Source organism: Nonomuraea sp. NPDC048901 (genome assembly GCF_040649695.1).
Classification (GTDB): Bacteria; Actinomycetota; Actinomycetes; order Streptosporangiales; family Streptosporangiaceae; genus Nonomuraea.
Map to the genome: position 1 here is coordinate 51,692 of NZ_JBEZFW010000032.1, position 22,834 is coordinate 74,525.

Sequence of the window (22,834 nt, forward strand, 5' to 3'; positions counted from 1 at the left end):
GGCCGTCTACTCCTCGCCCACCAGGTCGAACAGTTCGCGCCATTTGCCGACCGTGGCGAACACCACGGACATCGCGGCCAGCGCCGGGTCGCGCGCCTCTCCGTAGGCGGTCGTGCAGTCGCTGGCCACGTACGGGTCGAAGCCGCGCTGGTCGGCGGAGCGCACCGTGGTCTCCACACAGACGTTGGTCAGGATGCCGGCGACGAGCAGCCGCTTGATCCCCAGGCCGCGGAGCAGTACCTCGAGATCGGTGTACAGGAAGGCGTCGTAGCGGTTCTTGTCGATGACATGGTCGCCCTCTACGGGTGCGAGCTCGTCGATGATGTCGGCGTCCCAGGAGCCCCGAACGAGCGGCTCCGGATCGCGCGGCCACAGCTTCGCGGAGCGGGCCGGCATGTCGATCAGGCCGGGCCGGAAGACATGCCGGGTTTGACGTGCTCCTCCACATAAATAGTGGAGGGTTCCTGTGCTGCTTACGCAGCAGCTCGCAGCGCGGGTGCGGGCGAGACTGTGGGACAGGATGCTTGACGCTTCACCGGCCCCGCTATCGCGGAGTCTCCACGTCCTGTGACCGCCCATCCGGCGGCGGAGTTGTACCGATGAAGCTGGTTTCGGGCGGCGTTGGTATCAGCGTTGCCAATCCATCCGCACGCCAGGTTCTTGCACACGAACCGCGACTGCCTCTCGCGTGACCCTTTCGTGGTGGTGTGGCAGCGGTGACACTCCTGGCTGGTGCCGCGCGGGTCGACCGTGGCGACCAGACCGCCACGGTCGGCGGCCTTGTAGGTCAGCAACTCCACCGTCCGACCCCACGCCTGACCCGCGATCGACCGGTTCAGGCCCCGCTTCTGAGCGACGCCCCGCCCCGGCTCCTGCACCGTCCCGGACGCCGAGGCCATCATGCTGGTGACTCTCAAATCTTCGACCACGATCGCGCTGAGCCGCCGCGCGAGGTCGGTCGTGCTCTGATGCTGCCAGTCGACCACTCGGCGCTTGGCTGTCGCGCGGAGCCGGGCGATCTGGTCGTAGGTGCGGCGTTCCCGGTTGGACACCGGGTCGCCTTTGCCGCGGCTGGCACGCTGACGGGCGCTTTTGCGCTCCAACCGCAACAACCGCTCACGCTGCCCGCCAGACAGCCACGGGCCGTGCCGAAGATGCTCCCCGGTGGACAAGGCCAGCGGGACCGCGATGCCCCGGTCCATGCCGGCCTTCGGCCCGGCGTGCGGCACGGGAGCGGAGACGAGCAGTTCGGTACGGAAGGCGATGGTCCACCCGTGGGCGTCTTTCACCAGTCGAGCCCCGGTGATCCTCCCTGCTGGTCCGCCCTTGGTGAGGCCGGGCAGGTCTTTGGTCCACCGGAACTTCACCCGCCCGAGTTTGGGCAGGTTCACCGCACCCCACCTGCGGTTGATCCTGGCGATCTGCAAGTCGCGGGCCTGGGGGACGTCCACGGCCATTCGGCATCCGAACCGGCCCTTGAACGTCGGGCGTTCGGCCGGGTGGGCGGGGTTGAAGAAGTTCGCCCACGCCTGCCGGTAGGTCTTCAGCACGGCCTGCGCGGCCTGAGCGGGCAACTGCCCCATCCACTCGATCTCGTGGCGGGCCTGCCGAATCGCCGCGTCGCACTCCTTCAAGGACGCAAGGCGGCCCTGACGGAAGGTCGTGAACTCATGCAGCAGGTTCCACACGGCACGCGCAGTGTGGGCTTGACCGTCCAAGACGGCTGCTTGCCGCTTGTCCAACGCCAAGCGCGCCACATGCGCACGCCTCCGTTTCACCTGCTCCACGCACTGATCATATCGTTTCGTTTATGCCACCGCGATGGAATCCAATCCCGAGGCGAGAAGGAGACGATATGTCGTCTACACCCCGTATGCCTATTTGGCTTTCGTGACAAATTTAGTGTTTATGACAAAGTACCGGCGTGGGGTGTTCACTGGCGAGATGCTGATCCGCCGTGAGGAACTCATGCGCTAGGTCTGCGCCGACTTCGAGGTCGAACTGCGCGAGTTCAACGGCGAGCACGACCACGTCCACCTGCTGGTCCACCGCCCGCCTAAGGTCGCCCTGTCCAAACTCGTCAATTCGCTGAAGGGGATCTCGGCCCCGATGCGTCGTAAGGAATACAGCGCACACGTCGCAAACACCTCCGGGGCGGGCATTTCTGATCTGGTTCCTATTTCGCCGGATCGGTCGGCGGAGCGCCCTTCACCGTACTCAAGCAGTACATCGAGCAGCAGAAACAACCAGTATGAGTAAAAGTGAAGCTACCGATAAACCTGAAAGGTCAGGGAACCCTCGCACCCTGACGGGCACTCCCACGTGAGCCATCACCCCCGGCATGAACACCGGAGCATTGGCCTGCGTCGACCAGCGCGTACCGAAGCTGGGGGCCGTGGTCAGGCGGCTCAGCTCGCTGACAGACCCTACCTTCAGCGCCGAACGCGACCGCTTGACGCGCCTGCACATGGAGATCGTCCAGCGGGCGGTCGGCCCCATGACCGACCACCAGCGCCAGGTCATCTGGGTGGTGATCGGCACGGCCGACGCCGCGATCCAGCACTGGATGGCCGACATCCTGACGCCCGTCGAGGTGCGCTTCCAGATCCTCACGGCGTGCCGCCTGCTGGACCTTTCCACCGGCCAGATCGCGGCGGACCGCCGACTCGCGGACCACGAACCGGCCTGATCGTGGGACCGAGCCGCAGGGGCGATTTCCAGAATCGCTTCTGTTTTTCGGCCGGACGTCGGCCTATCGCGGGATCAGTCCCCGGACGTCGGCGAAGAGCCGTTCGTGCGCGGCCGCCGCCTCCGGGCTGGTCAGGTCCATGCCTTGGATGAATCCGTGGACGAGGCCGGGTTCACACCGGTGCGTGACGTCGACTCCGGCTTCGGCCAGGCGGCGGGCGTAGGCGTCGCCCTCGTCGCACAACGCGTCGTGTTCGGCGGTCACCACCAGGGCGGTCGGCAGACCGGACAAGTCCAGCTGGTGCAGGGGACTCGCCGACTGGCGCCCAGCCGGGTCAGGCACCCACTGGGCGACGAACCAGCCCAGTATGTCGGCGTCGAGCCCATAGCCTGTGCCCTTCTCGGCGACGCTCGGCTGGGAGAGCGTGAGATCGGTGTTCGGACATATCAAGATTTGTACGTCGGGCAGCGGACCGCCCTCGTCCCGCAACCGCAGGCAGGCCATGGCGGCGAGATATCCCCCCGCGCTGTCACCCGCCACGGCCACCGGCCCGGCCCAGCGGAGCACGTCAACGACGTCGTCGATGGCGGCTGGGAACGGATGCTCCGGAGCCAGCCGGTAGTCCACCGCCAGCACCTCGACATCGCACTCCTTGGCGATGCGGCGACAGGTCCTGTCGTGCGTCTCCAGGTCACCGAAGACCCATCCGCCACCGTGCACGAACACCAACAGGGGACGCGGCTCGGCGGCGGGCCGATAGTGGCGCAGCGGCAGGTCCGAGGGGCCGGTCACGTCCGCGACGTGCGGCAGGCCGGGCCCCTTCGGTCGAGTGCCGTTCCGGCTCCGCGCGCTCTCACGGAGTTCACTGGCGAGATATGGGGACACGCCAACGAATGATAGAGGCCACCCCTAAAGGGGAGGAATGCCACGGTCTTCCTCGCTGACGCTGCCGCGGTCTTACTCGCTGACAGCGGGGCGGTGGAAGGTGGCGCGGCAGCGGTGGCGTTCCGGGTCGCGGAGGTCTTCGATATGGTCCGCGACCAGGCCCTCCGATGCGAAGGACGCGATCTCGGACGGCGTGAGAGGCCACGGCGGCGCGAACACCGGGCCGCCCTCCTCACGGGCCGAGGCGATCACCAGGAGCGTGCCGCCCGGCCCGACGAAGCCGGAGACCGAGTCGATGGCCTGCGCGTGGAGGTGCTCCGGCAGAGCTTGGACGGTCATGATCTCCACCACCAGGTCGAACGCATGGCGCCACTCGGTGGGCGGGTCGAGCAGGTCGGCGGCTCGATAGTCCACCGTGGAGTCCGGAAAGCGCTCCTGGGCCAGGCGTACGGCCGACTCGCTGACGTCGAAGGCAACCGTGTCGTAGCCGAACCTCACCACGTACTCGGCGTCGTCCCCCAGCCCGCACCCGACCACCAGCGCTCGCCGACCCACTCCCGGGCCGGTCCCCGACGCCGAAGAGTGCCACTCGACGAGCAGTGGGTGGGGTGTCTGTGAGTCCCACGGGACGATCGCCTCACCCGTCGCCGACTCCGCGTACAGGCGCTCGAACCACCCCGTCGGATCACCGGCCGCCAGTGACTCCGCCGCCAGCCGCCGGGAGTCCTCGTCCCGATCCCGCTCCGCCAAAGGTCCTCCAAGTTCGAGTCCGTACGGCAGGCCGCGCCCCGCCCTGTCGGCCAGTGCCACCAAGTCGACCGTATCGCCCATCGGCCCGACAAAGCTGCGTTGCTGGAGAACCGGGCAACATACCCCAAACGCCGCAACTCGATGTCGAAGAACGGGATCAGCACGCAGACGGCCGGGCTGGGGTGAGGGCACGGGAGGTCGGCGTGCCACCAGGAGAGCTCCCCCGCCCGGCCGTCGACGGCCAGTTGGACGACGTCCCGCGCGGTGGCCTCCCGCCCGAGCAGCTTGCTCGCGGCGCCGATGACCGCAGAATGGCAACAAGTGTCCGCCACCTGGTTAACGCCGGTACATCCCCCACATCAAGCCCCTTCATCGCGAAATTTCGGGATAAAGGTAGGGGGGTTAGATCACATAGCCGTCACGCGAGAAACGAGTCCTTGGCCATCCGGCGTACCCGGGCCTCGTCGATGACGTGCCCCAGCCCCGCCTGCGTCAGCGGCACCGCCACCACCCCGCCGTTCGCCCCCACGATCGGCGTCACGATCTGGTTGTTGCGCGGCGGCTGCGTCACGTCGCATGGCAGCGTGCACCCCGGCAGGCTGGCCAGCGCCACCGTGGCCGCCCGGGCCAGCCCGGCACCCTGGCCGCCCGCGCACTGGATGTCCCAGCCGGCCGCGGCGGCCCGGTCGTGCGCCCTGCGGGCCTCGCTGAGCGACGGGAAGGCGGTGGGCCGCAGGATCAGCACCCGCGCGGCCCGCAGGGTCAGGTAGTCGTCGAGCTCCGCCGACGAGCGCACCTCGACCGCCACCGACGCCGCCACCTCGTCCTGCAGCGAGGCGTGAGCGTAGACGTCGCCGACGGGGAAGGGCCGTTCGATGACCTCGATGCCGTACGAGTCGAGCGCCGCGAGCTGGCCGCCCTCGGAGTAGGCGCAGCCGCCGTCGACGGCCAGCGTCAGAGCCGGATAGGCCAGGCGTACGGCGCGCACCGGCTCGACGTCCCAGCCGGGACGCACGTCCAGCGTCACGTGGCCGTAGCCCGCGCAGACCTGCTGGTTGACCCGTGAGACCAGGCTTTCGAGTGACGGGTCGGGTTCGAGCCGGACGGTGGCCACCAGGGAGGTGCGGGTGCCGCCGATCGCCTCGGCGAGCGGCACGCCGCGCATCCTGGTCCACAGGTCCCAGCAGGCCATGTCGACGGCCGGGTCGCCGCTCAGTACGGCGTCGGGGTGCTCCCAGTCGACGCCGATGAGCTGGGCGGCCAGCGACTCCTCCAGCCGGGCCCAGGTCTTGGGCTGGGGATCCAGCGCCTCACCCCAGCCGGTCATGCCGGCGTAGTCGGTGAGCTTGACGAGCAGGCTCTCCGACCGCCTGCCGTACGGCAGGACCAGCCGGAAGACCTCTAGCTCCCGCACTCGCGGCATGTACCCCCCTCTGCGACGAAGCTACGAAACGACTCCTTCCAGTGTGCCTGCCTTCGTGTGCTGGGCAAAACGCGGGGCGATGACGGCGGCCAGCACGGCGAGGGTGAAGGTGAAGGCGAGGCCCACCAGATAGGTCTCGCCGGTGGCGGTGAACAGGGCCCCGGTGACCGCGACGGCGACGACGGTGAACACGGACTCGCCGACGCCGAGGGCCGCGGTGTTCTGGCCCGCCTCTCCGGGCGCGGACATCTCCAGCACCAGTACGGACACCGTGGGGTGCAGCGCGCCGATGCCGAGGCCGGAGATGGCCATGGCCACGTACGCGAGGGCGATCGGCACGGAGTCGATCAGCACGAGCGACATCAGGGCGATGCCGGTGGCGATCATGATGGCGCCACCGCGCAGCGCGGTGAGGTGGCTGATGCCGCCGCGGCCCTTGATCCAGGATCCGGTGGACCAGCCGAGCGCGCCGACGGTCAGGACGATGCCGGCGCCGGTGGGTGTCAGGCCACGCTCGCTGATCAGCATGAGCGGGATGAGAACCTCGGCCGCCATCAGCGAGCCGTAGGCCAGGCCGCGGAGCACGGGCGCGCTCCGCAGCCCGCGGGCGGCCCTGAGCGAGCCGCGGGGCAGCAGTCTGGGCAGGGACACGGCCAGCAGGACGATCCCGGCCGCGAGCAGGGGCAGGCCGCGGAGCTGGAGCGCGCTGCCGTACTGGATCAGCGCGGCGGCGACGGCGGTCAGCGTGGCCCAGATCAGCTTGCGCCCGAGGCCGGGGGCGGGCTCGGCCTCGCCGCCGCGCAGGCCCGCGCCGGCGGTGCCGCGCCACAGAAGCAGCGCGCTGGGCACGACGATCAGGGAGACGCCGAGGAAGATCCACCGCCAGTCGGCGTTCTCCACCACGAATCCGGCGATGGCCGGGCCGACCATGGACGGCACCACCCATGCGGCCGAGAACAAGGCGAACACCCTGGGATGCATCTCACCCGGATAGACCCTCGCCACCAGCACATAGAGGGCCACCTGGATCAGGCCCGCGCCGAGCCCCTGGATGAACCGTCCGGCGACGAACACCTCCATGTTCGGCGCGAACCCGGCCACCAGCAGTCCCGCCACGAAGCCCGCCACACCGGCGCCGACCGCCGGCAGCGGGCCCTTCACATCGCTCCACCTGCCGCCGAGCACGGTGGCGATCACGCTGGCCGCGAGGGTGGCGCTGAAGGCCAGGTTGTACAGATGCATGCCGCCGAGCTCGCGCGCCACGACGGGCATCGCCGTCGCCACCGCCATCGCCTCGAACGCCACCAACATGACGAGCGCCACCAGCCCCACGCTGAGCGCCCGGTACTTCGCCGACACCACACTGACGGGAGGTGCTTCAAGAGTTGCGGTCATGTCCGGCAAACTATGCCGAACCCCCTGCTCAGCACATCGGGCGCCAGCCCTAGGCCCTTGGACTTAGGGAATCCGGGGCCGGTCGGCCTAAGGCATCCGGGCCTCGAGACCGTCGATCATCAGATCGAGGCCGTACTCGAAGCGCGCCCGCCCGTCGTCGGCGATCAGATCGTCGACGTGCTCGGCGATGTGCGGGAACCGCTCGGCAGGCAGGGCGCGGTAGTGACTCTCGATGTGGCCGACGAACGACTTGAAGTATTCCTCCAGGCCGAGACCCGTGGCCCGCATCCTGCCGAAGTGCAGCGAGCCCTCGAAGGCGTCGCCGGTGATGTAGAGGGAGATCCGGTCAACGGCGAGCGAGGCGTCACGCGGTGCCATGCCCGCGTCGATGAGCAGGCCGAAGACGTATTCGGCGATCCGCAGCGCGTTCGGGCCCACGGGGATGCTGGCCAGCGCGGCCCTGGCCACGTCGGCATGGCTGCCCAGCACCCGGTGGCACTCGATCGCGTACTCGCGCAACTGCTCCTTCCAGCGGGCCGGATCGGGGTCGGCCAGGTGGATCTCGCCGAGCACCCGGTCATAGATGAGCTCCAGGAGCTCCTCCTTGTTGGCGACGTGCGCGTAGAGCGAGGCGGGCCCGGTGTCGAGCTCCTGCGCGACGCGGCGCATGCTCAGCCCGTCGAGGCCCTCGGCGTCAAGGATCCGCAATCCCGTCTCGACGATCAGGTCCTGGCTCAGCTGCCGCCTGAGCTGAACCGGCTTACGCGCCTTGCGCCACGGCGGGGTCGGGACGTTCTCGCTGCTTCCCATGACGAACACTGTACTTGACACGAACGCTGTTCGCCACTAAAACGGTGTTCGTAGCGAACGGTGTTCGTAGTAAGAAACGGTGTTCTACCAAGGAGTCCTCATGACCGTCACCGCCCCCCAGGCGGACTCGGAGGTCCAGCCCTACCGCTGGCGCTGGGTCGCGCTGTTCGTCATCCTGGCCGCCGAGGTCATGGACCTACTGGACGCGCTGGTCACCTCCATCGCCGCACCGACCATCCAGAAGGATCTGGGCGGCTCGTCGAGCCTGGTGCAGTGGCTGGTGGCCGGTTACACGCTGGCCATGGCCGTCGGCCTGATCACCGGTGGCCGGCTCGGCGACCTCTACGGCCGCAAGCGCATGTTCGTGATCGGCGCCCTGGGCTTCACCGCCGCCTCATTGCTGTGCGGGATCGCCGCGAACCCGGAGATGCTGATCGCCGGCCGCGTTGTGCAGGGCTTGTTCGGAGCCGTGATGCTGCCGCAGGGGCTCGGCCTGATCAAGGAGATGTTCCCGCCGCGGGAGATGGGCAAGGCGTTCGGCATGTTCGGCCCGGTCATGACGATCTCGTCCGTGGGCGGCCCGATCCTGGCCGGCTGGCTGATCGACGCCGACCTGTTCGGCACCGGCTGGCGCATGATCTTCCTGATCAACCTGCCACTCGGGCTGGCCGCCGCGCTGGCCGGGATGCGGTTCCTGCCGGAGTTCAGGCTCTCCAACGCCACCCGGCTCGACCTGGTCGGCATGCTGCTGGTCTCGGCCGCCGCGTTCCTGCTGATCTTCCCGCTCATCCAGGGCCGCGAGCTGGACTGGCCCGCCTGGACGTTCGTGTCGATGGCCGCCTCGATCGTGGTGTTCGCCGTCTTCGGCCGGTACGAGAGCCGCCGCGCCGCTTCCGGAAAGGACCCGCTGGTCACGCCGAGCCTGTTCCGCAAGCGTGCCTTCTCCGGCGGGCTGGTGGCCGGGCTGGCCTTCTTCTCCGGCATGATCGGCCTCAGCCTCGTTTTCACCCTCTACACCCAGGTCGGGCTCGGCTACAGCCCGCTCAAGGCCGGCCTCACCGGTCTGCCGCAGGCCATCGGCGGCGTGATCGGCTTCGGCCTGGCCATGTCGGGCCTGCAGGAGAAGCTCGGCCGCGGCCTGCTGCAGATCGGCACCGCGGTGATGGCGGTGGGCGCGGGCGTGCTGGGCCTGACCATCCACCTGGTCGGCACCGACGTCAGCCCCTGGCAGCTGTCCCCCGGCCTGGCCTTCGTGGGCATCGGGATGGGCCTGACCATGGCGCCGTTCTTCGACATCGTGCTCTCGGGCGTCGAGCCGCACGAGTCCGGCTCGGCGTCGGGCACGCTGACCGCGACCCAGCAGCTCGGCGGCGCGCTCGGCAGCGCCCTGCTCGGCACGCTCTTCTTCAACCTGCTCAAGAGCCAGTGGAGCTTCGGCTCGGCGATGCAGGTCACCATCTGGGTCGAGATCGGGCTGCTGGTGCTGACCTTCCTGCTGGCGTACCTGCTGCCGCGCAAGTCCAGTGTGGAGCAAGCGGGGCACTGAGGTTCTCAAGGGCCGCGACCTGGCGTCGCGGCCCTTTCGCCACGTTTCAGGAACCCATGCCGACATGCCGTTCGGCCCACTGGGCGATGTCGCGGCGCTCGATCGCGGCGGCCATCAGGTCCGGGAACGCGTCAGGCGTACACGCGAAGGCCGGGACCCCCATCGCGGCCAGCGCGGCGGCGTTCTCGTGGTCGTAGAAGGGCGCGCCCTCGTCGGACAGGGCCAGCAGCACGATCACCTGGACGCCCGCCTGGGTCATCGCGGCGACCCTGCGCAGCATCTCCTGCCGCACACCGCCCTCATAGAGGTCGCTGATGAGGATGAAGATCGAGTTGGCCGGCCGCGTGATGAGACCCTGGCTGTAGGCGATGGCCCGGTTGATGTCCGTACCGCCGCCCAGCTGCGTGCCGAACAGCAGCTCGACCGGGTCATGCAGCTGATCCGTCAGGTCCACCACGGCCGTGTCGAACACCACCAGCGACGTCTTGAGCGACCGCATCGAGGCCAGCACCGCGCCGAACACGCTCGAGTAGACCACCGAGGCCGCCATCGACCCACTCTGGTCGATGGCGAGCACCACCTCGCGCTGCACGGACCGCTGCCTGCGCGCGTAGCCGACGAGCCGCGAGGGGACGACCGTGTTCTTCTCGGGCAGGTAGTTCTTGAGGTTCGCCCTGATCGTCCGGTCCCAGTCGATGTCGGACACCCGCTTGGGCCGGTGGGTCCTGGCCGAGCGGTCGAGCGCGCCGGTGACGGCGGCCCTGGTCTTCTGGGCGAGCCTGCGTTCGAGCTCCTGTACGACCCTGCGCACCACCGCCCTGGCCGACTCGCGCGCCTGGTCGGGCATGACCCGGTTGAGCGCCAGCAGCGTGCCGACCAGGTGTACGTCGGGCTCGACGGCCTCCAGCATCTCGGGTTCGAGCAGCAGCCTGGTGAGGTTGAGCCGCTGGATCGCGTCCTTCTGCATGACCTGGACGACGGTCGAGGGGAAATAGGTTCTGATGTCGCCCAGCCACCGCGCCACCCGGGGCGCCGAGGCGCCTAGGCCGCCGTCGCGGTCGTACACGGCGGCCAGCGCCCGGTCCATGTCCGCGTCGGCGCCCTCAAGCCCGCCTGCCCCGCCCGCGCCTCCTTGGCGGCCCGCGCAGATGCCGTCGGCGTCGCCGCCGCCCAGCACCAGCCGCCACCTGCGCAGCCGCTCGTCCATACGCTCAGTCATGCTCTCTCCCGCCGATCCGCGTTCTCCCCAAGATCGCCAGCACGCTCAGCCATGCTCTCCCCCGCCGATCCGCGCTCTCCCTAAGATCGCCAGCACGGTCCGCTCGGCCGCCGCCGCCCGCTGTTCGTCCACGGCCTGCTCCCCCGCCCGCCCGGACCACTCCGACCGCTCCGCCGATCGGACGCGCTCGCCGATCGCCCGGCGTTCTGGTGCGGCGAAGCTCCCGAACGTACGGCGGAGCAGCGGCAGCACGTCGACGAACTGCTCGCCGTCCAGCCCGGTCAGCCAGGCGTCGACCAGGCCGAGCAACCTCGGGTCGTGCACCAGCAGCAGCCCGCCACCGCCCAGGAAGCCCTCGATCCAGGAGGCGGCCCTGGTGGGCGCGTGGCCCCTGGACATCGCCCGCGACATCCGATCGTCGGCGTCGTCGAGCTCGCCGGCGTCGAGCAGGATCCTGGTCAGCCGTCCCTCGATCAGCCCGTGCAGGTCGGGGCGGTCACTCATCCCACGCAACGTGACCAGCCACCGGCTGAGCGGCGACGCCGCCTGACGGGAGGTCGGCGCCGCTGGCTCCTGCCCGACGGCCTCCGGCGCTGAGCCGATGGCCTCCGCCGATGTCGACCCGGCGGCCCGCTCTAGCGGCGAAGTGGTCGGTTCCTCTGACATCAGCGCGACGGCCGTGTGGACGGCGTCGACGCCGCTGAGCAGTGCGGCCGCTGCCTCGTCGTCGAGGCCGGTGACCGCGACGGGCAGGCCGACGCAGATGCGGTCGAGCATGGATCGGACGATCACCGCCAGCCCCTCGGCCGAGGTGCCGCGTACATCACCGTAGCGGTGGGCGCGGACCATCGCCGGTAGCGCGGCCATCAGGTGGGTGACGTCGGTGTCGAGCGCGGCCTTGGCCGAGAGGGCGGCCAGGACCTCGGGCAGCGCCTGCGGCAGGTCGGCCAGCAGGCAGCGTTCGACGAGCCCGGTCAGGTCGGCCAGCGTCACCGACGCCGCCGAGGCGAGGTCGCGGGCCCGCTGGGCGGCGGCGGAGGCGACCGTGATGCCGAGGGCCGCCGCCTCGACGAGCGCCAGGTCGAACTCCGGCCGCCACTGCAGCGTCCACGTCTCCCTGAACGTCCCCTTGCCCCTGGCCTCCCCGAGCACCCCCCACTCCATGTCGAGCAGCCGCAGCCGGTGCAGCAGGTGGCTGCGGTCGAGGTCGAGCGGCTTGCGCAGGTCGAGCCCCAACGCGCGGTCCAGCGCCTCGGGCTTCAGCTTGAGCCGTCGCTGCTGCTCACGCAGGTCGCGCTGGAGCGGCACCATGGGCGTGCCGTCGGAGACATGGCCGAGCCGGTCGCCGACGACCAGGCGCCGCTGGATCAGCTCCACCGCCAGGTCGTCGCCCTCGCACAGCACCGCCCTGGCCGCCTCGGTGACCTCGCCGAGCCCGGCCAGCGGGCGTCCACGCAGGGTGGCGAGGCTGTGCGCGAGGCGTACGGACTCGATGACGTGCGCGGACGACACCGCCAGGCCCTCGTCGCGCAGCACCGCCGCCGCTCCGGCCAGCCACCGCTCCACTGGCCGGTCGGGCGCAGTGAACAGGTGGTGGTACCAGCCGGGCGACGAGATGCCCGCGCCATAGCCGCTCCACGAGGCCAGCCGCCCGTACGTCCACGGCACCCACGTCAGCTGCGCCTTCACCTTGGGCAGGCCACGCAGGAGCGCGTCGTCGGCCTTGGCCGGAGGCAGCGGGGCGGTCAGGGCGGGGACGTGCCAGGCGCCGCAGATCACCGCGATGCGGTCGTGGCCCTGTCTGATGGCGGTGCGGAGGGTCTTGCGCATGTACGCCTCGCGCCTGGCCTCCCGCTCGTCGGGCTCGTGGCCCTCGCGAACGGCGGCCATGGCCTCGGCGATCACCTCGAACGGGGTGTCGCCCCGGTGCTCGACGACGTCCTCCCACCAGCGCTCGGGATCGTCGTAACCGGCTGCGGCGGCCAGGGTGCCGATGGGATCGACCCGCAAGCGCTCGGGGTCGGAACCGGGCACAGGCTCGAGATCCGCCTCGGGGCCGGGCTCAAGGGTGGCGGCCCGAGGGTCAGGGCTGTCGGCTTTGGGGCTGTCGACGTCGGAGGTGCCGGGAGTGGCGGCGTCAGGAGTGACGGTTTCGGGGGTGTCAGCAGCGGGGGCGTCGGGGGCGACAGTGCCGGGGGTGTCGGCGTCGTGGGGATCGGCCAGGCTGTGGGCTGCCGGGAGGTCGCAGAAGCGTACCGGGATGCCGGCCGCCGTGCCGTACAGGATGGCCTGCCACTCGGGCGAGAACCCGGCGAACGGCCAGAAGGCCGCGCTGGACGCCTGGCCGGGCACATGCGCGAGCAGCGCGACGGGCGGTTCGAGCTCGGGCGCGAGGGCTACCAGTGCGTCGGCCTCCGGAGGTCCTTCGATGAGGATCAGGTCGGGGCGGAGGCGTTCGAGCTCCGCCCGCACGGCGCGCGCCGAGCCGGGGCCGTGGTGCCGGACGCCGAGGATCGAGACGCTCATGAGACCTCGCGGCAGGCGCGGTAGAAGTCGCGCCAGTCGGAGCGCTCGCGGACGACCGTTTCGAGGTATTCGCGCCACACCACCCGGTCGGACACCGGCTCCTGCACCACCGCGCCCACGATCCCGGCGGCCACGTCGGAGGGCCGTAGCACGCCGTCGCCGAAGTGGGCCGCGAGGGCGATGCCGCTGGTCAGCACCGAGATGGCCTCGGCCGTGGACAGAGTGCCGCTGGGGGATTTGACCTTGGTACGGCCGTCCTCCGTCACACCCGTACGCAGCTCCCGGAACACCGTCACCACGCGGCGGATCTCCGCCAGCCCCGTGCTGGTCTCGGGCAGCTCCAGCGAGCGGCCGAGCTGGGTGACGCGGCGCGAGACGATGTCCACCTCCTCCTCGGCGGTGGCCGGTACCGGCAGTACGACGGTGTTGAAGCGGCGGCGCAGGGCGCTGGACAGCTCGTTGACGCCCCGGTCGCGGTCGTTGGCGGTGGCGATGACGTTGAAGCCGCGTTCGGCCTGGACCTCGCGGTTGAGCTCGGGGATCGGCAGCGTCTTCTCCGACAGGACGGTGATCAGGGCGTCCTGTACGTCGGAGGGCATGCGGGTGAGCTCCTCGACGCGGGCGATCCGGCCCTCGGCCATGGCTCGCATGACGGGCGACGGGGTCATCGCCTCGACAGACGGGCCCTCGGCCAGCAGCCGCGCGTAGTTCCAGCCGTAGCGGATGGCCTCTTCTGCCGTCCCGGCCGTACCCTGCACCAAAAGGGTGGAGTCGCCGCTGATCGCGGCGGCCAGGTGTTCGGACAGCCAGGTCTTGGCCGTGCCGGGCACACCGAGCAGCAGCAGCGCGCGGTCGGTGGCCAGGGTGGCGACGGCGACCTCGACGATGCGGCGGGCGCCCACGTATTTCGGGGTGATCTGCCGGCCGTCGCCAAGGATGTATGTGGTCACGGCCCACGGTGACAGCTTCCATCCGGGTGGCCTGGTCCGGTCGTCGTCCTTGGCGAGTACGGCCAGCTCCTCGGCGTACTGATCTTCCGCATGGGGGCGCAGGACGGTCATGAGAGCTCCTTCATCAGGTCGGCACGGAAGCGCAGCAGGGCGGCGACCTGCTGGATGGGCTGAACGGGCGAGTAGTTCTCGGCCAGCTCGGCGAGCGCCGGGTCGATGTGCTCGCCGGCCAGTTTGATCAGCTCGCCGAGGTTCCACGGCTGGGTGGTGGCCACCTTGGTGATCTTGCGGAGGACGGCCGTCGCCAGCTTCTCCCGCCAGTGCGAGGACACACCGCCCAGCACCATGATCAATTGGCTGTCCAGGTCATGCTTTTTCACGAAATCGGCGGCAAGCTGTTGCTGCTCGTCCGGCCCCAGCGCCTCCAGCAGATCCGCGATCGGGTCCCACGCGAACATCGCCCGCGCCCACTCCGGATCCCGCTGCAGCACGGCCGCGCGCACCCAGGCGGTCTTCACCTCGCCGTCCCAGTCAGGGATCTTCATCTTGAGCAGCTTGGCGGGGCTGCCCCAAAGAGCGAGGGGCGCGCGGGCGATGACCTGCTGGAGCCACCAGGCCCGCTCACCGGTGCCTCGCGGGGGCTTGGCCCGGATGCCGTCGCGCTCCATCGCCTTGTCACACGCTGTGGGCGCCTCGACGATGATCGTGCGCTTGGTGACGGTCAGGCAGCTTCGCGCGCGTACGGCCATGCGCTGGGCCAGGCGCGACTCGGGGAGGCGGGTGAGGAGGTTGGCGGCCTGCTGGCGTACCTCTCGCCTACGGTCGTCGAGGGCCTGCTCCAGGAACGGCTCGTCGTCCATCGACAGCCCGTCGGCCAGCACCTCGACGAACGCCGCCCGGTCGTCCGGCCCCTCACGCTCCCAGCCCGCCTCCAGCAGCGCCCTGGCCTGCTTGGGGTCGTGCCTTCGGAGGTGGCTCAGGTAGGCGCGGCGGTCGGCCGAACTGCCCAGCTCCCACGTCTCGCCGGTCGGCTCTTCGAGCAGGTACGCCCAGTCGGGGTTCAGGGCGGCCAGCCACCTGCCGCGCTGCCCGGCGACCAGGCCGAGATTCGCTCTGATCGACTGGTCGCGTCTGCCCCGGTCGAGGAGTTCGGGCAGGACGTACGGGGGCACTCTGCGGCCTGCGGTGGAGGCGGCGGCCAGCCATTCGGGGAGCAGGCGGTCGTACTCGCCGCCCAGGATCCTGGCCAGGCGCTCGGCGGCCTGGGCGGTCACGGCGGGCAACTCCTCGTCTTTCGCCCACCCCTGCTCGGTGGCCCCACCCGCTGCCGCCTCACCCGCCGGTGCCTTGCTCTCGGCCCCCTCACCCGCTGTCGCCTGGTCCTCGGTCCTGTCGGCCTTGGTCGTCTCGATGAGTTGCTGACCGGCGCGGCGGCGCACCACTTCTACGGCGGCGCTTTCAAGCAGGTCTCCCTCGTACGGCCTGCGGTCGGTGCCGACCAGTGCCGTCGATGCCAGGTCGTCCCAGGTCACAGGATCACCGCCGTTCCGTCGTCGGCCCAGGTGGTCAGCGGGCGCAGGCCCAGTGGGGTCCACTCGGCGGCCACGGTCACCGGCCGCCCGCCGGAGACGGCGATCAGCCGCCACGGGTCACGTGACCTCGGGTGCAGCGGGAACCCGCCCACAGAAGTGCGGCCGGGAACCACGCCTGCCAGCACGACGGGCCAGGAGTCGGTCCACGGGTCGGCGGCCACGGCGGCGGCGATCTCACCGAGCGCCGTCTCCGGCGAAACCCCAGGCGGAACACGACCACCGAGATCTCTCCGACCGCCGAAATCAGCCCCACCGTCGAGATCCGCTCGATAGTCGGGGGCGCTCCGGCCTGTGGCTTCGCCCTGGTCGGCGAAGGTAGTCCGGTCGGTGGGAAGGCTTCGAGGGGTGGCGTGGCGGGTGGCCACCAGGGCGCGGAGGGGTGCGGCGCCCGGGTAGAAGGCGACGTCGGCGTCGATCGTGGTGCCGGTGACCAGCGAGGCGTCGAGTGGCTGGCCGGAGGCGGCGAAGGACAGAATCAGCGCCGCCCGGCCGGTGTCATGGCCCCGGAGCCATACCCGGCGGGCGGTCAGCCGGTCGTGTTCCTCGTCGCGTCTGCCCACCACATGCCACCGGTCGCGTACGACCGGCCGGACCAGCACGTCCTCCCGCGCGACGGGGAAGCCCGCGCGGATCAGGACGGTCTGGCGCAACGGCCCCGGCAGCTCGGCGCGCCGCCGGTAGGCAACCGCCAGCAGGTTGATCAGCGAGTATTCGGCCAGCAGCCGACTCGGCCAATCGTCGGCCATGCGCACCTCCCGCAACCGGGAGAGCGCGTTGGCGACGCCCGGCGCCTGGGCATCGACGAGGCGTCTGGCCAGGTCGTCCCATTCGTCGGCGTCGGTCCCCGCCAGGCCCTGCCGCACCTGGTCGGCCAGCCACCGTTCGAGCTCGGCCAGTCCGGCACTCACCCGCGCATGCCGAACGGACTCGACCCCTGCACCCCGCCCACCACTTGACCTACCAGTGGAGGACGGCCCGGAGCCCAGACCGGACCCACCGCCAGCCGCCGCGCCCGAGCCTTGCCCGCCTTCCGAGCCCGAGCCCAAGCCCGAGGACGTGCCCGAACCTGAACCCGAATCAGTTCCCGAGATCGTGCCCGGCCCACCGCCTGAGGCCGCGCCCATGTCCGTCGCCTTGCCCCATCCGCCGTCCAAGCCCATGTCCGTGTCCGACGCCGCGCCCCATCCGCCGTCCGAACCAGACCCCACGCCCGTGCCCGTGTCCGACGCCGTGCTTGGGTCGGCGCCCGACCCGGCGTTCGGCGTCGGATCCGATTCGGGCCAGTCGGCCAGTTCTGGGTCGCTCTCGGCTTCCGCGGCGGCACGGGCGCGGGCGGCCTCGAGCTTGGCCGCCGCCTTGGCGGCACGTTCCTTACGCATAGCGACCCACTCCGCCGCCCACGGCGGCAGCGAATCGGCGGCGGGAACCCCATCTGCCGACCACATGAGCAGCAGCCCGAGCGCGTGCTTGCACGGGAACTTCCGGCTGGGACAGCTGCACCGATATGCGGGCTCGGAGAGATCGACACACGCCATGTAGGGCGTGGCTCCACTCCCCTTGCACTCACCGAACAGCACGTCGTCAGTCGTGCCGCGCAAGCTCCATTTGCCAGGTGTCGCCACGCCCTGCGCCGCCTTCTGGGACGAGGCGTCGGGGGCGAGAGCGAGCACCTGATCACGGCTCCACCGTTCGATCACTTGCCGCAGACTAGCCAGCTCGACCGACAATTACTGCCCGCTCCGACCGATCCGCCAAGAAGATCCACACGGCTACTGGTCAGGGTGAGATGACGTCGCTCCACCCCACTCCTGTCAGTCGCTCCCCTGCGCTCCTGTCGGTCGGTCCACCCCACTCCTGTCACTCGGTCCACCGCAGTCGTCGGCACACCGGCACCCGGGCGATCCGTTCGCCACCCAACCGACCTCACCGCCGCCGCGCTCCCCAGCACGTAGGATCACCCACGTGGAGCTGACGATCTATCCCAGCGGCCCGGCCATCGAGGTCGCGGACGAGGCTGAGGCCCTGGCCAGTGAGCTGGACGGCCAACTGGTCCTCGACGGCACCCGCTTCCTGCGCCGTGACGTCACCGGCGCGGCGATCGCGTTCGTGGAGCGCCCGCCCATCGCCCGCGCCCTCGACCTGCTGCCCCATCCCGAGGGCGGCTGGTTCCGCGAGACCTGGCGGAGTCCCGTCACCTTCCTGCCCGCCGGTTATCCCGGGCCTCGCGCCTCCGCCACCGGTATCTACTTCCTGCTGGGTCCTGGCGAGGAGTCGGTGCCGCACGTGGTCCGGTCCGACGAGGTGTGGCTGTGGCATCGGGGCGGCCCGCTGGACCTGACCATCGGCGACGAGAGCGTCATCCTGGGCCCGCTGGTCGAGGACGGCCAGGTGCCGCAGGCCGTGGTGCCGGGCGGCGTGTGGCAGTCGGCCCGGCCCGCCGGCGGCGAGGAGGTGCTGGTCAGCTGCGTCGTCTCACCGGGATTCGACTTCGCCGACTTCACCGCGCGGGCCGAGTAGAAGCCATGGACAGACTGCACCGCGCGGACCGAGTAGGAGCCACGGACAGACTGCACCGCGCGGACCGAGTAGGAGCCATGGACGTACGACCGGACAGCGAACACCCCATCAGGCGCCTCTCGACCGAGGTCGTGTACGAGAGCCCGTACCTGCGCATGCGCGAGGACCGCATCCGCCGCCTGGACGGTTCCGAAGGCATCTACTCCTACGTCGAGAAGCCCGACTACGCGCTGGTCATCCCGGTCGAGAACGACGGGCTGCACCTGGTGGAGCAGTACCGCTACCCGATCCGCGCCCGCTCGTGGGAGTTCCCGCAGGGCACGTTCCCGCAGATGCGGACCGGTGACCCCGAGCACCTGGCACGCGAGGAGCTGCGCCAGGAGACCGGCCTGACGGCGGCGGACATGCGGCACCTGGGACGGCTGAGCTGCGCCAAGGGCATGTCGTCACAGAGCTTCGACGTGTTCGTGGCCACCGGGCTGGAGCCGGGGCCCAACGAGCTGGAGGTCGAGGAGCAGGACCTGCTGCATCGGTGGTTCAAGCGCACGGACTTCGAGGCCATGATCCGCGACGGCGAGATCACGGACGCCGCGACGCTGGCGGCCTACACGCTGTTCCTGCTCTCGAACCAGTAGGTCATCCCGCTCGAACGACACCAAGGGCAAATCGGCTTAAAGACGGGATCATCGAGAATCCCCCCTGGGTCCTCGGATTCGATAGGACGATGCTAAAGCGCCGTGTGCAGAGCACTGCGCCTTTTCGCCCTGCGGCTTCCACAGCTTCCTCGCAGGCAAGCCACCGTGAACGGCTCCCGGATCCGCGCGGCCACGCCAGGGTTACCCAGGCGGCCGTGGCGTTGAGCAGCAGCGCGTGCTGGACGGCGGGGGCGATCACCCGGCCGTTGAGCGGGCGACGGGACAAGCCGTGGAGACGGACAGTGGCCATCGTCGCCCCACCTGTCGCACACGCCACGACGCATTACCCACTTGTCCAGCTCCGAGTCGGACCAAATGTCAAGATGCTGCGCCCCCTAGAAATCCCTGATTTCGCGTGTACATCCCCGGCGTAACCGAACAGATGTGACATGCTGCCCACAAATCACGGAAAAGAGTTCGCATGTGCGGTGCGTCACTAAGAGTGATTATCTGTGATAAATACGCGATCACGCGGTTCGGCCTACTGTCGATCCTGGCCTCCCGGGACGACGTCAACGTGATCGAGACCACCGACAGCGGCGTCCATGCGATCATGCTCGCCCGCAAGCATCATCCCGAGGTCGTGGTCACCGGGCTGACCCTCGGCGGGCTGTCCGGGCTGGAGCTGATCCAGCGATTACGGGCCGAGAAGCTGGACCCCGAGCCTCGGGTGGTCGTGTTCACCGTCGACCATACCGACCAGACGGTCACCGACGTGCTGCGCGCGGGCGCGAACGGGCTGCTGACCCAGGATTCCACGCAGGACGAGGTCGTCGCCGTCATCAGGGCGGCGGGCCGGGGGCAGACCATGCTCTCGCCCGTCGTGACGCAGCGGCTGGTCGACTGGTTCAGGCAGCGGGAGCCCCCTCCCGCCGAGCTGGAGCAGCCCACGCTGGCCGGGTTGACGCCGCGCGAGCAGCAGGTGCTGCTCCTGGTCGCGCAGGGGCGGTCGACCGAGGAGGTGGCGGGAGAGTTGTACATCGGGGTCAGTACGGTACGCACCCATTTGCACCGCCTCCGCGCCAAGTTGAAGGCTAAGGACCGGGCCCAGCTGGTCTCCTTCGCCTACCGCTCCGGCCTCATGTCAACCTGACCGCCGCGCAGGGATCTGGCGCGTCGCCAGCGGCCCGAGGGCGAGTGAGCCGAGTACGACGGCCGCCGCCAGCGCGAACGTCCCCGGGTAGCTGATGTCCGCGACCACCCCGCCGACCAGCCCCGCGAGCCCGAAGAAGATGTCGTACAGCGAGCTCAGCGCCCCCAGCGCGGCCCCCCGCTCCACCTCCGGCGCCCGGCTGATCGTGATCATCGCGAGCGACGGGTAGAGCAGGGTGAACCCGGCCCCCGACAGCACCGCCCCCGCCGCCGCCACCCACCAGCCGGGCGCGAAGCCGATCATGGCCAGGCCGGCGGCCTGCGCGAGGCTCGACGCGACGATCACCGGCATCGGGCCGAGCCGGTCCGGGAGGCGGCCGGCCACGAGCCGGGTCACGATGTACGCGGCGCTGAACACGCTGAGCAGTACGGGCCCGTTGGAGATCCCTCTGGAAGACAGGGCCAGCGCGCCGAAGCCCACCAGCACGCCGTACCCGAACGCCCCCATGCCCAGCGCCAGCCCCGGCAGCACCGCCGCGCCCGGGATGAGCTTGCGCGACACGACCGGCAGCCGCGCGCCGGACGGCAGCAGGCTCAGCACCGCGACGGCGAGGAGCGGCAGGACCACGGCGGCGGCCCACACCGCCGGGTAGGAGCCGAGACGGTACAGCGACTCGCCCAGGGCGGGCCCGGCCATGAAGCCGCCCCACATCGCCAGGCCGTACCAGCCGACGATCTGGCCCCGGCGGTTCTCGGGCGCGAGCTGGACCGTCCACACCGAGCCCGCCGTGAACAACAACGCCTCGGCGACGCCCATGACGAGCCTGGTGGTGATGAGGCCGGGCAGGCCCCACGGGAGCGCGTACAGGGCGCCGACGACGGCGGCCAGCGCCAAGCCGGCCAGCATCAGCCGGCGACCGCCGAAGCGCTGCGCGAGCTGGCCGCCGTAGGGGCGCAGTGCCAGGGTTACCGCCGCGGTCGCGGTGAAGGCCGCGCCGACGGCGAACGGCGTGCCGCCCAGCTCCTCGGTCACCAGTCGCGGGATCACCGGCACCACCGCGCCGAACGCCGTGAACGTGACGAACAGCGCCGCCACCAGCCCGGCGAACGTCCGCGCCCAGGGGGTCACAGGCCGCAGGCGCCGTCGCCGGCCATCAGCAGGAACGCTCACAGGCCGCGGGTGTTGCCGCCGTCCACCAGCAGCACCACGCCCGTGATGAAGGAGGTGTGCTCACTGGCCAGGAACGCGGCGATCGCCCCGAAGTCGCCCGGCCGTCCGATCCTGCGCATCGGCAGTCCCTCGGCCACCCGCGCCAGCGCCGCGTCCGCCTCGTCACCGAACTGGTGGTCCAGCGCGGGCGTGCGGTGGAAGCCCTGGGCGAGGACGTTCACGGTGATGCCGCGCGGGCCGAGGCTCGGTACGAGCCCCTTGGCGAAGCCCAGCACGCCCAGCCGGGCGACGGCCGACAGACCGGTCAGGGGCAGCGGCTGGCGTACCGCCTCCGAGGTGAGCATCAGCACCCTGCCCCAGCCGGTGTCCAGGTGCGGCAGGGCGGCCAGGACGACGCTCACGTGCGGGATCGTGTTGTCCTCCAGCGCCCGCCGGTACACGGGCACGTCGAACTCCTCCAGCGACCCGTGCGGCACCCCGCCCGAGCTGCTGACCACGATGTGCAGCGAGCCGAACTCGTCGGCGGTGCGCCCCACCCATTTGGCCACGGCCGCCTCGTCGCGCACGTCCACGCTGGTGCTGAGCACCCGTCCCGGACCCGCGGCGTCGATCTCGGCGTGCGCCCGCGCCAGCCGGTCGGGCTCGCGCGCGCAGATGGAGACGTGCGCGCCCTCGGCCGCCAGCGTGCGGGCCACGGCCAGGCCGAGCCCGCTGCTGGCCGCCGCCACGAGCGCGACACGTCCGTTCAACCCAAGGTCCATGACCCAACACCTCTCAGGAGAGCAGCAGGAAGTGCTGCGGCAGATGTACGGCCAGGCCGACGCGGGTGCTCGCCTCGATGACCTCGGTGTCCCTGCGCAGCCGCAGCGTGGACTGCGCGGGGTCGAGCAGCGTCACGGCCGCGCGGAAGTCGCCGAGCAGCGCGTCCCCCGCGCCGATCATGCGGGTGCGCGAGACGCGGATGCCGGCCGTCGCCAGCCGGTCGAGGGTCCCGTCCCGGACCAGCTTCCAGTACAGGCCGGGGTGGGTGACGATCCCGTCGCACGAGCCGCCGGTCTCCTCGACCTCGGCCGCCGCCGCGGTCAGCACGTCCTCGGGATCGCCGTCGAACGGCGCGTGCCGTGACTCCGCCAGGTACAGCAGCCCGTCGATCGCGCCGTCGCCGGAGCCGTGCAGCAGGATCTGGTTCTCGACCGTGGACAGCCGTACGAGCACGCGGTAGTCCACGAAGGCGGCGAGCAGGCCGGGCTCGTCAAGGACCCCCTTGGGCACGGGCACGCCGACCTTGACCTCGGTCAGGCCGGCCACGCGGACGCTGGCGGCGAAGACGGACTCGGGCGTCTCGGCGTACGACGTCCCCGACGGCGCCAGCTCAGGCGGTGGCGCCTCATGGACGTAGGGCACCTGCCCGTCGCCCACCTTCGCGCTCTTCAGGAGGTGCCGGACCGTGTAGCGTGGCCGGGTCTTGAACAGCGGGAACGCCTCGGTCAGCGCCAGCCGGTACGGTACCTCGACGTCGCCGCCGTTCCGCGAGCCCGCCACCGCCCACGCGAACTCCTCGCCAGGAGACATGC

Annotated in this window: 20 protein-coding genes and 1 pseudogene; 6 read left to right on the forward strand and 15 right to left on the reverse strand. The window is 70.5% G+C overall.

Going from position 1 to position 22,834, the window contains the following annotated elements:
- Window positions 1-6 precede the first annotated feature (6 nt).
- Window positions 7-579 (reverse strand): cysteine hydrolase, encoded by a 573-nt coding sequence (locus AB0C30_RS55290; RefSeq protein WP_357960276.1) that lies wholly within the window; start codon window positions 577-579, stop codon window positions 7-9.
- The gene (locus AB0C30_RS55295) at window positions 474-1,787 is read right to left on the reverse strand and encodes a transposase (RefSeq protein WP_357960279.1); all 1,314 of its coding nucleotides are present in this window, start codon (window positions 1,785-1,787) and stop codon (window positions 474-476) included. Before AB0C30_RS55295 ends, AB0C30_RS55290 begins: the two co-directional genes overlap by 106 nt.
- A gap of 34 nt (window positions 1,788-1,821) precedes the next feature.
- Between AB0C30_RS55295 and tnpA the strand changes: the two are divergent.
- Together tnpA and AB0C30_RS55305 are read left to right on the forward strand one after the other, a co-directional pair.
- A pseudogene (tnpA, locus tag AB0C30_RS55300) lies at window positions 1,822-2,255 on the forward strand (IS200/IS605 family transposase).
- 86 nt (window positions 2,256-2,341) lie between these two features.
- Window positions 2,342-2,689: a hypothetical protein gene (locus tag AB0C30_RS55305; RefSeq protein WP_357960282.1), complete on the forward strand. Its 348-nt coding sequence runs from the start codon at window positions 2,342-2,344 to the stop codon at window positions 2,687-2,689.
- A gap of 63 nt (window positions 2,690-2,752) precedes the next feature.
- Here AB0C30_RS55305 and AB0C30_RS55310 read toward each other — a convergent pair whose 3' ends face one another.
- The 5 genes from AB0C30_RS55310 to AB0C30_RS55330 form a co-directional block, all read right to left on the reverse strand.
- A complete protein-coding gene (locus AB0C30_RS55310) occupies window positions 2,753-3,574 on the reverse strand; it encodes an alpha/beta hydrolase (RefSeq protein WP_357960285.1) in 822 nt (273 codons plus the stop codon).
- A 72-nt stretch (window positions 3,575-3,646) separates the two neighbouring features.
- Window positions 3,647-4,384: a class I SAM-dependent methyltransferase gene (locus tag AB0C30_RS55315; protein WP_357960288.1), complete on the reverse strand. Its 738-nt coding sequence runs from the start codon at window positions 4,382-4,384 to the stop codon at window positions 3,647-3,649.
- 358 nt (window positions 4,385-4,742) lie between these two features.
- Window positions 4,743-5,747: an enolase C-terminal domain-like protein gene (locus AB0C30_RS55320; RefSeq protein ID WP_357960291.1), complete on the reverse strand. Its 1,005-nt coding sequence runs from the start codon at window positions 5,745-5,747 to the stop codon at window positions 4,743-4,745.
- A gap of 21 nt (window positions 5,748-5,768) precedes the next feature.
- A complete protein-coding gene (locus tag AB0C30_RS55325; protein ID WP_357960294.1) occupies window positions 5,769-7,142 on the reverse strand; it encodes an MFS transporter in 1,374 nt (457 codons plus the stop codon).
- A gap of 87 nt (window positions 7,143-7,229) precedes the next feature.
- Window positions 7,230-7,952, reverse strand: a complete 723-nt coding sequence (locus tag AB0C30_RS55330; RefSeq protein WP_357960297.1) for a TetR/AcrR family transcriptional regulator — start codon at window positions 7,950-7,952, stop codon at window positions 7,230-7,232.
- Window positions 7,953-8,052: 100 nt separating this feature from the next.
- On the opposite strand from AB0C30_RS55330, the gene AB0C30_RS55335 reads away from it, so the two are divergent.
- Window positions 8,053-9,498: an MFS transporter gene (locus AB0C30_RS55335; RefSeq protein WP_357960300.1), complete on the forward strand. Its 1,446-nt coding sequence runs from the start codon at window positions 8,053-8,055 to the stop codon at window positions 9,496-9,498.
- Window positions 9,499-9,544: 46 nt separating this feature from the next.
- Here AB0C30_RS55335 and AB0C30_RS55340 read toward each other — a convergent pair whose 3' ends face one another.
- Genes AB0C30_RS55340 through AB0C30_RS55360 form a run of 5 tightly spaced genes read right to left on the reverse strand, consistent with a single transcriptional unit; the run spans window position 9,545 to window position 17,482 of the window.
- Window positions 9,545-10,717 (reverse strand): VWA domain-containing protein, encoded by a 1,173-nt coding sequence (locus AB0C30_RS55340; protein WP_357960303.1) that lies wholly within the window; start codon window positions 10,715-10,717, stop codon window positions 9,545-9,547.
- 45 nt (window positions 10,718-10,762) lie between these two features.
- Window positions 10,763-13,243 carry a DUF5682 family protein gene (locus AB0C30_RS55345; protein WP_357960306.1) on the reverse strand — a complete coding sequence of 827 codons (2,481 nt, stop codon included), beginning with the start codon at window positions 13,241-13,243 and terminating at the stop codon, window positions 10,763-10,765.
- Window positions 13,240-14,304: an AAA family ATPase gene (locus tag AB0C30_RS55350; RefSeq protein WP_219536275.1), complete on the reverse strand. Its 1,065-nt coding sequence runs from the start codon at window positions 14,302-14,304 to the stop codon at window positions 13,240-13,242. The genes AB0C30_RS55345 and AB0C30_RS55350 overlap by 4 nt, the downstream gene beginning before the upstream one ends.
- Window positions 14,301-15,725, reverse strand: a complete 1,425-nt coding sequence (locus AB0C30_RS55355; RefSeq protein ID WP_357960311.1) for a DUF5691 domain-containing protein — start codon at window positions 15,723-15,725, stop codon at window positions 14,301-14,303. The genes AB0C30_RS55350 and AB0C30_RS55355 overlap by 4 nt, the downstream gene beginning before the upstream one ends.
- Complete coding sequence (locus AB0C30_RS55360) at window positions 15,722-17,482, reverse strand: SWIM zinc finger family protein (RefSeq protein ID WP_357960313.1); 1,761 nt, start codon at window positions 17,480-17,482, stop codon at window positions 15,722-15,724. The genes AB0C30_RS55355 and AB0C30_RS55360 overlap by 4 nt, the downstream gene beginning before the upstream one ends.
- A 265-nt stretch (window positions 17,483-17,747) precedes the next feature.
- Between AB0C30_RS55360 and AB0C30_RS55365 the strand changes: the two genes are divergently transcribed.
- From AB0C30_RS55365 to AB0C30_RS55375, 3 genes are all read left to right on the forward strand, one after another.
- Complete coding sequence (locus tag AB0C30_RS55365) at window positions 17,748-18,302, forward strand: cupin domain-containing protein (RefSeq protein WP_357960315.1); 555 nt, start codon at window positions 17,748-17,750, stop codon at window positions 18,300-18,302.
- Between the two features lie 77 nt (window positions 18,303-18,379).
- Window positions 18,380-18,937, forward strand: a complete 558-nt coding sequence (locus tag AB0C30_RS55370; protein WP_357960318.1) for an NUDIX hydrolase — start codon at window positions 18,380-18,382, stop codon at window positions 18,935-18,937.
- 502 nt (window positions 18,938-19,439) lie between these two features.
- A complete protein-coding gene (locus AB0C30_RS55375) occupies window positions 19,440-20,090 on the forward strand; it encodes a response regulator transcription factor (RefSeq protein ID WP_225289552.1) in 651 nt (216 codons plus the stop codon).
- Here AB0C30_RS55375 and AB0C30_RS55380 read toward each other — a convergent pair.
- Genes AB0C30_RS55380 through AB0C30_RS55390 form a run of 3 tightly spaced genes read right to left on the reverse strand, consistent with a single transcriptional unit; the run spans window position 20,082 to window position 22,832 of the window.
- On the reverse strand, window positions 20,082-21,218 hold the full coding sequence (locus tag AB0C30_RS55380) for an MFS transporter (RefSeq protein WP_357960321.1): 1,137 nt from the start codon (window positions 21,216-21,218) through the stop codon (window positions 20,082-20,084). The two genes, AB0C30_RS55375 and AB0C30_RS55380, sit on opposite strands and share 9 nt — an antisense overlap.
- A 38-nt stretch (window positions 21,219-21,256) precedes the next feature.
- Entirely contained in the window at window positions 21,257-22,021 is a 765-nt protein-coding gene (locus tag AB0C30_RS55385) for an SDR family oxidoreductase (RefSeq protein ID WP_357960323.1), read from the reverse strand.
- A gap of 13 nt (window positions 22,022-22,034) precedes the next feature.
- Window positions 22,035-22,832: a family 3 encapsulin nanocompartment shell protein gene (locus tag AB0C30_RS55390; RefSeq protein ID WP_357960326.1), complete on the reverse strand. Its 798-nt coding sequence runs from the start codon at window positions 22,830-22,832 to the stop codon at window positions 22,035-22,037.
- Between the last annotated feature and the right edge of the window lie 2 nt (window positions 22,833-22,834).